Origin of the sequence: Staphylococcus sp. HMSC36A10, from assembly GCF_001838845.1 — a bacterium.
Taxonomy (GTDB): Bacteria; Bacillota; Bacilli; order Staphylococcales; family Staphylococcaceae; genus Staphylococcus; species Staphylococcus aureus.
The window spans coordinates 255,478-267,642 of record NZ_KV839088.1 but is presented as its reverse complement, the minus strand read 5'-3'; the positions used below and the strand labels follow the sequence as shown (position 1 = coordinate 267,642).

The 12,165-nt window shown below is 34.9% G+C and carries 11 protein-coding genes; 7 read left to right on the top strand and 4 right to left on the bottom strand.

All coding sequences use genetic code 11. The features are described from left to right. Window positions 1-11 precede the first annotated feature (11 nt). Together HMPREF3247_RS05135 and HMPREF3247_RS05130 are read left to right on the top strand one after the other, a co-directional pair. Window positions 12-1,166 carry an aminotransferase class I/II-fold pyridoxal phosphate-dependent enzyme gene (locus HMPREF3247_RS05135; protein ID WP_000625079.1) on the top strand — a complete coding sequence of 385 codons (1,155 nt, stop codon included), beginning with the start codon at window positions 12-14 and terminating at the stop codon, window positions 1,164-1,166. A 22-nt stretch (window positions 1,167-1,188) separates the two neighbouring features. Then, window positions 1,189-2,187: a D-lactate dehydrogenase gene (locus tag HMPREF3247_RS05130; RefSeq protein WP_000161366.1), complete on the top strand. Its 999-nt coding sequence runs from the start codon at window positions 1,189-1,191 to the stop codon at window positions 2,185-2,187. A gap of 89 nt (window positions 2,188-2,276) precedes the next feature. Here HMPREF3247_RS05130 and copZ read toward each other — a convergent pair whose 3' ends face one another. The 3 genes from copZ to cwrA form a co-directional block, all read right to left on the bottom strand. Next, window positions 2,277-2,483, bottom strand: coding sequence for a copper chaperone CopZ (copZ, locus tag HMPREF3247_RS05125; RefSeq protein ID WP_000076661.1), 207 nt, complete (start codon window positions 2,481-2,483; stop codon window positions 2,277-2,279). 279 nt (window positions 2,484-2,762) lie between these two features. Beyond that, window positions 2,763-5,171 carry a heavy metal translocating P-type ATPase gene (locus HMPREF3247_RS05120; RefSeq protein ID WP_000024129.1) on the bottom strand — a complete coding sequence of 803 codons (2,409 nt, stop codon included), beginning with the start codon at window positions 5,169-5,171 and terminating at the stop codon, window positions 2,763-2,765. 239 nt (window positions 5,172-5,410) lie between these two features. Beyond that, on the bottom strand, window positions 5,411-5,602 hold the full coding sequence (cwrA, locus tag HMPREF3247_RS05115) for a cell wall inhibition responsive protein CwrA (protein WP_001221402.1): 192 nt from the start codon (window positions 5,600-5,602) through the stop codon (window positions 5,411-5,413). A gap of 238 nt (window positions 5,603-5,840) precedes the next feature. Between cwrA and HMPREF3247_RS05110 the strand changes: the two genes are divergently transcribed. The 3 genes from HMPREF3247_RS05110 (at window position 5,841) to HMPREF3247_RS05100 (ending at window position 8,453) form a co-directional block, all read left to right on the top strand. Then, window positions 5,841-6,440 (top strand): sugar O-acetyltransferase, encoded by a 600-nt coding sequence (locus HMPREF3247_RS05110; RefSeq protein WP_000136500.1) that lies wholly within the window; start codon window positions 5,841-5,843, stop codon window positions 6,438-6,440. A 189-nt stretch (window positions 6,441-6,629) separates the two neighbouring features. Beyond that, on the top strand, window positions 6,630-8,174 hold the full coding sequence (pruA, locus tag HMPREF3247_RS05105) for an L-glutamate gamma-semialdehyde dehydrogenase (RefSeq protein ID WP_000259692.1): 1,545 nt from the start codon (window positions 6,630-6,632) through the stop codon (window positions 8,172-8,174). A gap of 111 nt (window positions 8,175-8,285) precedes the next feature. Beyond that, a complete protein-coding gene (locus HMPREF3247_RS05100) occupies window positions 8,286-8,453 on the top strand; it encodes a hypothetical protein (protein WP_001796738.1) in 168 nt (55 codons plus the stop codon). 75 nt (window positions 8,454-8,528) lie between these two features. Here HMPREF3247_RS05100 and farR read toward each other — a convergent pair whose 3' ends face one another. Beyond that, on the bottom strand, window positions 8,529-9,077 hold the full coding sequence (gene farR / locus HMPREF3247_RS05095) for a fatty acid efflux pump transcriptional regulator FarR (protein ID WP_000665232.1): 549 nt from the start codon (window positions 9,075-9,077) through the stop codon (window positions 8,529-8,531). A 144-nt stretch (window positions 9,078-9,221) separates the two neighbouring features. Between farR and farE the strand changes: the two genes are divergently transcribed. Both farE and HMPREF3247_RS05085 read left to right on the top strand, forming a co-directional pair. Continuing rightward, a complete protein-coding gene (farE, locus tag HMPREF3247_RS05090; RefSeq protein ID WP_001051422.1) occupies window positions 9,222-11,711 on the top strand; it encodes a fatty acid efflux MMPL transporter FarE in 2,490 nt (829 codons plus the stop codon). A 215-nt stretch (window positions 11,712-11,926) separates the two neighbouring features. Continuing rightward, the gene (locus tag HMPREF3247_RS05085; protein ID WP_000932073.1) at window positions 11,927-12,154 is read left to right on the top strand and encodes a FeoA family protein; all 228 of its coding nucleotides are present in this window, start codon (window positions 11,927-11,929) and stop codon (window positions 12,152-12,154) included. The last annotated feature ends 11 nt before the right edge of the window (window positions 12,155-12,165 follow it).

The following is a 12,165-nucleotide window of genomic DNA, read 5'->3' as shown; positions in this document are numbered from 1 at the left end:
GGAGGAATTTGATGATCTCTAACAAATTAGCAAATATCCCTGATAGTTATTTCGGGAAAACGATGGGACGTAAAATCGAACATGGACCATTGCCATTAATTAATATGGCAGTTGGAATCCCTGATGGGCCTACGCCACAAGGTATTATTGATCATTTTCAACAAGCACTAACTATTCCTGAAAATCAAAAATATGGTGCTTTTCATGGTAAAGAAGCGTTCAAGCAAGCTATTGTAGATTTTTATCAAAGACAATATAATGTGACGTTAGATAAAGAAGATGAAGTATGCATTTTATATGGTACAAAAAATGGATTAGTGGCAGTACCAACATGTGTTATCAATCCAGGAGACTATGTATTACTACCTGATCCAGGCTACACGGATTATTTAGCAGGTGTACTTTTAGCTGATGGCAAGCCTGTCCCGCTTAATTTAGAACCGCCACATTATTTGCCAGATTGGTCCACAGTTGATTCACAAATAATAGATAAAACAAAACTCATTTATTTAACGTATCCAAATAATCCAACTGGATCGACAGCTACGAAAGAAGTTTTTGATGAAGCGATAGCTAAATTTAAAGATACAGACACTAAAATCGTGCATGATTTTGCTTATGGTGCTTTCGGTTTCGACGCTAAAAATCCTAGTATACTTGCTTCGGAAAATGGGAAAGATGTTGCGATTGAAATTTATTCCTTGTCTAAAGGTTATAACATGTCAGGTTTTAGAGTCGGTTTTGCAGTTGGTAATAAAGATATGATTCAAGCTTTGAAAAAGTACCAAACGCACACAAATGCTGGGATGTTTGGTGCATTACAAGATGCCGCAATATATGCTTTGAATCATTATGATGATTTTTTAGAAGAACAAAGCAATGTATTTAAAACACGTCGTGACCGATTCGAAGCCATGCTTGCAAAAGCTGATTTGCCATTTGTTCATGCTAAAGGTGGCATATATGTATGGTTGGAAACACCGCCTGGTTATGACAGCGAGCAATTTGAGCAATTTTTAGTGCAAGAGAAGTCAATACTTGTTGCTCCAGGGAAACCATTTGGAGAGAATGGTAATCGTTATGTGAGAATTTCATTGGCGTTAGATGACCAGAAATTAGACGAAGCTGCAATAAGATTAACAGAACTAGCATATTTATATGAATAATAAAGTTAAGGGTGATGTTAAAATGACAAAAATTAAAATCATGAGTGTACGTGATGAAGATATGCCTTATATCAAGGCGTGGGCAGAGAAACATCATGTTGAGGTAGATATTACTAAAGAAGCATTAACTGATGACAATGTTGAAGGTGTCGCTGGTTATGATGGCTTATCGCTATCACAACAAATACCATTATCAGAGCATGTTTATAAACGATTAAATGAACTTGGTATTAAACAAATCGCACAACGTAGTGCTGGATTTGATACATATGATTTAGAGTTAGCAAACAAGTATAACTTGATTGTGTCAAATGTGCCGTCATACTCTCCGAATTCAATTGCGGAGTTTGCTGTGAACCAGGCTATTAATGTGGTTCGTCATTTTAATCAAATTCAAACGAAAGTGCGGGAGCATGATTTTAGATGGGAACCTACTATTTTATCGAAATCCATTAAAGATTTAAAAGTAGCTGTTATTGGTACAGGTCGAATTGGCCGTGTAGTAGCCGATATATTTGCCAATGGTTATCAAAGTGATGTGGTCGCATACGACCCGTTTCCTAATGCTAAAATTGCAACGTATGTCGATTACAAAGATACGATTGAGGAAGCGGTTGAAGGTGCTGATATCGTGACATTACATGTACCTGCAACGAAATATAATCATTATCTATTTAATGCTGAATTATTTAAACATTTTAAAAAGGGCGCAGTATTTGTCAATTGTGCGAGAGGTTCTTTAGTAGATACTAAGGCGTTATTAGACGCATTAGACAATGGTGTGATTAAAGGTGCAGCACTTGATACGTATGAATTTGAACGCAAACTTTTCCCAAGTGATCAAAGGGGCAAAACACTGAACGATCCATTGTTAGAATCGTTGATTGACAGGGAAGATGTCATATTAACACCACATATTGCGTTTTATACTGAAGCTGCAGTTAAAAATCTAATTGTCGATGCATTAGATGCAACATTAGATGTATTGCAGACTGGAGATACTAGGTTACGAGTAAATTAAAAATCGAACTGATGAGATAATTTGGATTGTTGGGATTCTCATCAGTTCGATTTTTTAATTTGGTGTTGATGACGTTGAATATTGCCTAATTAAACGACATCGTAACCTTGATCTTCAATTGCGTCTTTCATTTGAGATACAGCAACTTTACTGTCATCATATTGAACACTTACTTGACCATTTTCAAGGTTAACGTCAGCTGAAGTGACACCGTCAATATTATTTAATGCAGATTCAACAGCACTTTTGCAGTGACCACAGCTCATACCTTCAACATTTAAAATTTCTTGTGACATAGCATTCACCTCCTTTTAGAGCCACTTATTATTTATAATAATTAGTGGCTCTTATGCAGTTGGAGCGAAGGACCAACTGTAAACCGTAGTGTACTTATTATTTATAATAATGATGGAACCTAATAGGCGGAGCTATTAGGTAAGATACACTAATTCGCCAAGCGAAAAGTGTAACTATATATGCAGTTGGAGCGAAAATCCAACTGTAAACCGCGACATTATAGAGCCAATCACTAGCCTATCTCAGAATCACCAACGAATCCTTCATTATTAAGGAATCTAGGCATCTTTACGGCGTGGTTCTAATCGCATCTTTTTCAATCTAAGTGCGTTTGTGACAACACTTACTGAACTTAGTGCCATTGCAGCACCAGCAACCCATGGCGCAAGTAAGCCCAATGCAGCTATAGGGATACCGGCAATATTATAGCCGAATGCCCAAAATAGATTTTGACGAATATTACGAATGGTTGCTTTACTTGCATAAATGGCTTTAGGAATAAGCATCAAGTCGCCACCAAGAATAGTAATATCAGCTGCTTCAATGGCAACTTCTGTACCTGTACCAATGGCGATACCGATATCAGCTTTAACTAATGCAGGTGCATCATTTACACCGTCACCAACCATCGCAACCTTCTTACCTTGTTGCTGTAGTTTCGCAATTTGTGCAGCTTTTTCTTCTGGTAAAATATCTGCAATAACAGTATCTATGCCTACTTGTTTTGCAATGGCTTGAGCAGTGTTTTTATTATCGCCAGTTAACATGGCAACTTCAATGCCCATATCATGCAATTGTTTTATTGCATCTTTGGCATGATCTTTTACAGTATCTGCCACTGCGATGATACCAGTTAATGAATAATTAACAGCAATGAGCATAGCAGTTTTACCATCTCGTTCATAATATGTTAAATCATCAGAAATATGCTTAGGCAAGCTAATATCATTGTCAGCCATTAATTTACGGTTACCAACCAATATATGGTGATGATCAATCGTTGCTTCAATACCATGTCCAGGTACTGCTTTAAATGTTGTCGTCTCAGTTAATGTTAATTGCTTTTCTTTTGCATAATTGACAATGGCTTCTGCCAATGGGTGTTCAGAATCTTTTTCAGCAGTAGCAAGTAGTTGTAGCGTTTGATTGTCACCATGATAATCTGTCACGACTGGACGACCATTTGTAATGGTACCCGTCTTATCTAAAACGATGGTATCAATTTGATGTGTGCGTTCAACAAACTCGCCACCTTTAAATAAAATACCATTTTCAGCAGCGCGACCAGTACCTACCATAATAGAAGTTGGTGTAGCAAGTCCTAATGCGCATGGACAAGCAATGACAAGAACGGAAATACTCGCAACAAGTGCAGGTTCAAATGTACCTGGTGTAACTAAAGTAATCCACACGATAAATGTTAATAGTGCGATACCAACAACGATAGGAACGAAATAACCAGAAATAATATCTGCCAATCGTTGAATCGGCGCTTTAGAACTTTGAGCTTCTTCGACAACTTTAATAATATTTGCCAACGCAGTGTCCCCGCCAACTTTTGTTGCTGTCATAGTAATAGTACCGTTTTTGTTCATCGTTGAACCAATTACAGTATCATCAACATTCTTCTCAACAGGGATAGATTCACCTGTTAACATAGATTCGTCGATGGCAGTCATACCTTTAATAATTTTGCCATCAACAGGTATCTTTTCACCTGGTTTAACGATAAGTGTATCTCCAACATGTACTTCATTTAGAGGAATCATCACTTCATTACCATCTTTTAAAATGCGTGCTTCTTTAGCTTGCAAACTTAATAATTCGCCAAGCGCATTGGTTGTTTGAGACTTCGCTCTAGCTTCTAAATACTTACCGAATAAGATTAAGGTAATTAGTACGGCGCTTGTTTCAAAGTATAAATGCGGTTGCGTTGTTGAGCCATTTAGCCAACGAACCATTTCATAAATACTGTAAAAATATGCTGCACTTGTACCAACAGCAACAAGTACATCCATATTGGCGCCACCATTTCTTAAGTTTTTATAAGCACCTACATAAAATTGCCATCCAATAATAAATTGTACAGGTGTAGCTAAAATAAATTGGAACCATGGATTCGTAAATAGTGCTGGTATATGCATATTGAAAAGATGCACAAACATTAACATTAATAGTGGTAAAGATAATACTGCTGATATGATAAGCTTAATCAATTTATGTTGTAGCGCTTCAGCTTTGCGTGACGTTTGATCTTTATTGTTATCTTTAATAGACGCGTCATAACCTAATTTTTGAATGCGAGTGACAAGTTTATCAGCATCTGTTTCTTCAGGATAATAGTCAACTTTAGCTTGCTCTGTTGTTAAATTGACCGTTGCATTTTGAACACCGTCCATTTTATTTAACACTTTTTCAATACGGCTTGAGCATGCAGCACAAGTCATACCTGTAATGTCTAATTCGACAGTTTCTACAGCGACACCGTAACCTAAATGTTGAATCGTATTAATAAATTCTTGGACATCATGTTGATCAGGGTTATACTCAACAGTTGCTTTCTCTGTAGTTAAATTCACTTGGGCATTAACGTCATCAAGTTTATTCAGTTTCTTTTCGATACGATTTGAACATGCGGCACAAGTCATACCAGTGATATCTAATGTTGTTTTTTTCGTATTAGCCACATTATTGCCTCCCTGTGATTCATTGTTACACGTCTAATGTACCCCCTATAGGTATATAAGTCAATCGTTGCGTTTTACTTTTACCAATTTTAAAAAGAAAAAGAGAGATTGCCGTGCAAACATTGCACAACAATCTCTCTATTTAGCATCTATATAAAAGAAGTCGTAATTAATATTAAAGGATGTATGAATGAAAGGTAAAACTTAAATGACTTCTGGATTTGCAATTCTTAGGTGACTTAAAAGAAATCAGATGGGTTAAATTCTTTCGCATGTAAATTTTTAAAATTATTAAGATGGATGACTTTATCATCATCTTTGTTGTCTGACAACTGACGACTCGTGTCGTTTGTCATTTCGTGATCTTGTATCGTTTTGACCAAACCTAAAATGATTAAGATAGCAACTGTGCCTGTAATTAATATTCTCATCGCTATCATACTCCTTTATATTTCTCTTACTCACATTGTACGTTAATAGATTAAAAAATGAATGCGTCTGTAGTATTGAATTTATCTACTACTTTAGCAGTATTTGATGCGAGAATTGTATAGATAAGGGTGATAAGGTCATGATTTCATAATGTTATAGCGTATTAGTTGCATAGGCGAATGTTTATTTGATTAACTTTTAAACAAGTAAATAAGTTATTAGGAGTTGAAAGGTGTAATGACTGAAAAAGAAAAAATGTTAGCAGAAAAATGGTACGATGCAAACTTTGATCAATACTTAATCAATGAACGTGCACGAGCGAAAGATATTTGCTTTGAATTAAATCATACAAGACCGAGTGCTACAAATAAAAGAAAGGAATTAATTGATCAATTATTTCAAACAACAACAGACAATGTAAGTATTTCGATTCCTTTTGATACAGATTATGGTTGGAACGTTAAACTAGGAAAAAATGTCTATGTAAACACCAATTGTTACTTTATGGATGGTGGACAGATTACAATTGGCGATAATGTTTTTATAGGACCTAATTGTGGATTCTACACAGCGACACATCCACTTAATTTCCATCATAGAAATGAAGGTTTTGAAAAAGCCGGACCCATTCATATTGGCAGTAATACTTGGTTTGGCGGTCATGTAGCCGTGTTACCAGGGGTGACGATTGGAGAAGGCAGTGTGATTGGTGCTGGTAGTGTTGTCACTAAAGATATTCCGCCACACAGCTTAGCGGTTGGAAACCCTTGTAAAGTCGTTCGTAAAATTGATAATGACCTACCATCCGAAACATTAAATGACGAAACGATAAAGTAGCAGTTGCGACCCATATAAATTTTAAAAAGTAACCAATCAATTTCAAAATACTTGAGAATAAGTGATAAAGCATAAAAATGAAAGCGATTGCAAAACTAACCTTAATCATAGTAAAATGAGTTTAAATGATGTTATATCATTAAATCAAAGGGTTAAACCACTTTCAAAATTTATAGGGGGTAAGTGTACATGGTAGTAGAATTTAAAAATGAACCTGGTTACGATTTTTCAGTCCAAGAAAATGTGGATATGTTTAAGAAAGCATTGAAAGACGTGGAAAAAGAATTAGGTCAAGACATACCATTAGTGATTAATGGAGAGAAGATTTTCAAAGATGACAAAATTAAATCAATCAATCCTGCAGACACATCACAAGTGATTGCAAATGCATCAAAGGCAACAAAACAAGATGTTGAAGATGCGTTTAAAGCAGCAAACGAAGCTTATAAATCTTGGAAAACATGGTCAGCAAATGATCGTGCAGAGCTTATGTTACGTGTTTCGGCAATTATTCGTCGTCGAAAAGCGGAAATTGCAGCAATTATGGTTTATGAAGCAGGTAAGCCATGGGATGAAGCAGTTGGTGATGCAGCTGAAGGTATTGATTTTATTGAATACTATGCACGTTCAATGATGGACTTGGCTCAAGGTAAGCCAGTACTTGATCGTGAAGGTGAACACAATAAATATTTCTATAAATCAATTGGTACAGGTGTTACAATTCCGCCGTGGAACTTCCCGTTTGCGATTATGGCTGGTACAACTTTAGCACCAGTTGTGGCAGGTAATACAGTGTTATTGAAACCTGCTGAGGATACACCTTATATCGCTTATAAATTAATGGAAATTTTAGAAGAAGCAGGATTACCAAAAGGCGTAGTTAACTTTGTTCCTGGTGATCCGAAAGAAATTGGTGATTACTTAGTTGATCATAAAGATACGCATTTCGTTACATTTACAGGATCACGTGCGACAGGTACTAGAATTTATGAACGTAGTGCCGTTGTTCAAGAAGGTCAAAACTTCTTGAAACGTGTTATCGCTGAAATGGGTGGTAAAGATGCCATTGTAGTTGATGAAAATATTGATACAGATATGGCAGCAGAAGCTATTGTAACGTCAGCATTTGGTTTTTCTGGTCAAAAATGTTCAGCATGTTCACGTGCAATTGTGCATAAAGACGTTTATGACGAAGTATTAGAGAAATCAATCAAATTAACAAAAGAATTAACGTTGGGCAATACTGTAGACAATACGTATATGGGCCCAGTTATTAATAAAAAACAATTTGATAAGATTAAAAATTATATTGAGATTGGTAAAGAAGAAGGTAAATTAGAACAAGGTGGCGGCACTGATGATTCAAAAGGTTACTTTGTAGAACCAACAATCATTTCAGGACTTAAATCTAAAGATAGAATCATGCAAGAAGAAATTTTTGGTCCAGTTGTTGGCTTTGTGAAAGTTAACGATTTTGATGAAGCAATTGAGGTTGCAAATGATACAGATTACGGTTTAACTGGTGCAGTGATTACAAATAATCGCGAGCATTGGATTAAAGCGGTAAACGAATTTGATGTAGGCAATTTATACCTTAACAGAGGCTGTACTTCAGCAGTTGTTGGATACCATCCATTTGGTGGTTTCAAAATGTCAGGTACGGACGCTAAAACAGGTAGTCCAGACTACTTATTACACTTCTTAGAACAAAAGGTTGTTTCAGAAATGTTCTAATGCTTCATAATGAACAAGGGCCATCCATTGCGGTTGGCTCTTTTTATTTATAACTTTAAAAATTAAGTAATAGCAACCATATTTTTAGAAAAGGATTATAGGTATAAGAATGTGAGATACGTTATTTCAATAATAATGGGAATTGTATTAGCAATTTGGTCATTTAAACAACTGAGTCAAAGTCATTTAGATAGCGGATTTATTTTTTTCTTCATAGTTTATGTGTTGTGTATCAGTTATTTTAATAGCGATAAGCATGATAAAAATAAAAAACGATAGTGTACACGAATTCATTAACGTGTACACTATCGTTTTTATTATGAATGTTGGTAACGCTCATGAGTTTCTCATCTACTATTTAATCTTAATATTTATTACCTTATGGAAAATTTTATCAATTTCTTCCCCAGGCCAGTCAATTTTTTCATCTTTTATCCAATGCATAAAACCTTCAATCAACGAGTCATAAATATAAAATATGAGATTATCTGGGATGTCGCTGTCAATATCGATACGGTCTCTATTATTTTTGATATCGTTATGCATAATTTTAATGCAGACATTTTTTAATACTTTATTAAATTCAGCGTCTTCTTCTTGAAATTCTGCAATATCTCGCAAATCTTCTTTATTGTTAATTGTATCGCTAATCGTTTGAAATGGGTGGTTAAGGCGATCGCTAATGTCTCTGGCAAAATAGTCTTTAGTCAATTGATTGAACAAATACTCTAGAAGATCGTATTTATCATAAAAATGTTTATAAAATGTTGTGCGGTGTACGAGTGCGTTGTCGCAAATTTGATTGACAGTAATCGTTTGGAATAATTGCTGTTCTAACAATTGTAGCAAGCTACTCGACAATGCTTTTTTTGTCTTTATAACTCGTAAATCAGTCTCTTTCATCTACATTTCTCCTTTGTGTGTAGTTTAATATACAAAATTTTCCAATTGATTCTTTAAGAGGTCGGGGATAGATACTATAATCTAACAATAATCTACACTGTATATTTAAACTATAACGTTGATTTTAAAAGGAGGCAATATACTTTGGCAAAATTTTTATATAAGATGGGGACATTCATCGCAAAACATAAATGGTCCGCGGTCATTGCATGGATAGTGATTGTAGCTGCAATATTGATACCACTTGCTACAAATGCACCGAAATTTGACAATGATATTAAAATGACAGGATTAGAGTCGTTGGATACGAATAAAAAGATTGAAAAACATTTTAATCAAGATAGTGAAAAGGCACAAATACGTGTTGTCTTTAAGACGACTAAAGATGATGGTATTGTGCAACCGAACATTACTAAAGATATTAAGAAAACGTTAGATGATATTAAAAAAGATGACAAGCACATTGATAAAATATCAGATCCTTATGAAAATAAGCAAATTAGTAAAGATAAAACAACTGCATTTGCAGATATCACATATGACGTTAGTCAAACATCTTTAAAAGATGGCTCTAGAGATAATGTTAAAAGTCATTTGAAAGACTTACGTGACAATCATAATGTACAAACAGAGTTAACTGGTACAGGAATGACATCTACAGAAGTAGGCGGTAATTCTGAACTAGTTGGTATCATTGTTGCATTTGTAGTGTTATTGATTACATTTGGTTCAGTCATTGCTGCAGGATTACCAATTATAAGTGCATTGATTGGTCTAGCATCTGGGGTTGGCATTATCAGTTTGTTAACTTATGCATTCGATATACCAAATGTCACACTGACATTAGCCGTAATGATTGGACTAGCAGTTGGTATCGATTATGCATTATTTATTTTATTCAGATATCGACAAGTTATGAAAACTGAAACAGATTACATTAAAGGCATTGGTCTTGCAATAGGAACAGCAGGTAGCGCAGTCATCTTCGCTGGTGTGACAGTTGTGATTGCCGTATGCGGTTTATCGCTAGTTGGCATAGATTTCTTAGCAGTGATGGGGTTTGCTTCGGCAATTAGTGTTATATTTGCTGTATTCAGTGCACTGACTTTATTACCTGCGTTAATTAGTATTTTCCATAAACGCATTAAAGTGAACAAATTGCAGTCTAATTTTAAAAAAGATATTGATACGCCTTGGTCTAAATTTATTACAGGAAATGCACTTGCGGCAGTATTACTAGGTTTAATCATATTAGTAGCAGCTGCAATACCAGTTAGTCATATGCGACTTGGTATTCCAGATGACGGTGTTAAACCAGCAGATTCTACACAGAAAAAAGCTTACGATATAATCTCGGATAAATTTGGTGAAGGATTTAATGGCCAAATTCCGATGTTGATAAATGTGAAAGATAAAAAGGATGATCCACAAGGATTACAACAAGATTTACAGTCTGTATATAAAGATATTAAAGATAAGAAAAATGTAGATATCGTTACGCCGCCACAAATGAGTAAAGATAATGATTACGCTTTGATGGTCGTGATACCTAAGAAAGGGCCTAATGCAGAGAGTACAAATGATTTAGTGCATGATTTACGAGATTATCATAAAGATGCACAAGATAAATATGGGTTCAAAACGGAGATTTCGGGACAAAGTGTCATTAATATTGATATGTCTAAAAAGTTAAATGAGGCGATACCTTTATTTGCAACAGTAATTGTTGTATTGGCATTTTTCTTATTAATGATTGTCTTCCGTTCAATTCTAATACCGTTAAAAGCAGTTTTAGGATTTGTCTTGTCATTAATGGCAACGCTAGGATTTACAACATTAGTAATGCAAGATGGTTTTATGAAAGGTCTGTTTGGTATTGAAACGACAGGACCAATGCTAGCATTTTTACCGGTTATTACTATAGGTATCTTATTTGGATTAGCGATGGATTATGAAGTCTTCCTTATGTCGCGAATTCATGAAGAATATAGTAAAACAGGGGATAATGATTATTCTATCAAAGTAGGGTTGAAAGAAAGCGGTCCTGTTATTGTAGCAGCTGCATTAATCATGTTTAGTGTCTTCTTTGCGTTTGTATTCCAAGAAGATGTCATGATTAAATCAATGGGTATGGCATTAGCGTTTGGTGTACTCTTTGATGCCTTCGTAGTCAGAATGATGTTAATTCCTGCATTAACGAAATTGTTTGGAAAAGGTTCGTGGTATTTACCAGCATGGTTGAATCGCATTATTCCACGAGTTGATATTGAAGGACATGCACTTGAAAAATATAAAACGGTTGAATCACAGGAATCTGAAGCTAAAGATAGTAAGGAAACATACGACACAACCTTTAAAATATATCCACAAGGTGCAACAAATGTATCGAAACATCAAGATGTACATGGGCAAGATGATGTACGTTCAATAGTACTAGATGATAAAACGATGGCATTGTACCAAGAAGTGAAACAGCAATCAGCAAGTTCATTTTTCTTATATGATGCTTTAATAGATTATCAAAACAAGCATCAACTAAATTCAAAACAACAAGTAACGAATATAGAACAGTTGAATAAAAATATTGAAAAGCTCAATCAATTGTTAGAAAAAAATCTACGAAATAAATCATAAAATAACATGTACATGCCTCCGCTTTAAATGTCTATCAATGACATTTGAAGCGGAGGTTTTTTGCATGAAAGTGATTATACAAAACATTTTTGCAATGTCACAAATTTTACATGAAAAATGAAAATTATTTAAATAAAGTATTGCGAGCTACAATTTTAAGGGTTATGATTTTTAAGTGATAATGATTATTATTTCTAATAGGAGAGCGAAATAGTATGTTAAACATTAAAAATGGTGAAATGAATAAGGCTTATAAAATAAAGCGAATGGATATTGCTAATGAGAATATGTTGTATCGTCTAAGTGCCTTTGGGTTAACAGATGACGCTATCATAACGATTAAACAAAAATGTTTATTTAAAGGGCCATGTATTATTGAAGTAAACGGACAACAGTTAAGTATTAGGCATTGCGATGCTTGTTCTATTGCATTAGAAGAATAGGAGCCGGACGA

Bases quoted from the DNA above. Each gene is read 5' to 3' on its own strand.
- copZ (WP_000076661.1), bottom strand. From the start codon at position 2,483: ATGTCACAAGAAATTTTAAATGTTGAAGGTATGAGCTGTGGTCACTGC.
- HMPREF3247_RS05110 (WP_000136500.1), top strand. From the start codon at position 5,841: ATGACTGAAAAAGAAAAAATGTTAGCAGAAAAATGGTACGATGCAAAC.
- pruA (WP_000259692.1), top strand. From the start codon at position 6,630: ATGGTAGTAGAATTTAAAAATGAACCTGGTTACGATTTTTCAGTCCAA.
- HMPREF3247_RS05085 (WP_000932073.1), top strand. From the start codon at position 11,927: ATGTTAAACATTAAAAATGGTGAAATGAATAAGGCTTATAAAATAAAG.
- cwrA (WP_001221402.1), bottom strand. From the start codon at position 5,602: ATGAGAATATTAATTACAGGCACAGTTGCTATCTTAATCATTTTAGGT.
- farR (WP_000665232.1), bottom strand. From the start codon at position 9,077: ATGAAAGAGACTGATTTACGAGTTATAAAGACAAAAAAAGCATTGTCG.
- HMPREF3247_RS05130 (WP_000161366.1), top strand. From the start codon at position 1,189: ATGACAAAAATTAAAATCATGAGTGTACGTGATGAAGATATGCCTTAT.
- HMPREF3247_RS05135 (WP_000625079.1), top strand. From the start codon at position 12: ATGATCTCTAACAAATTAGCAAATATCCCTGATAGTTATTTCGGGAAA.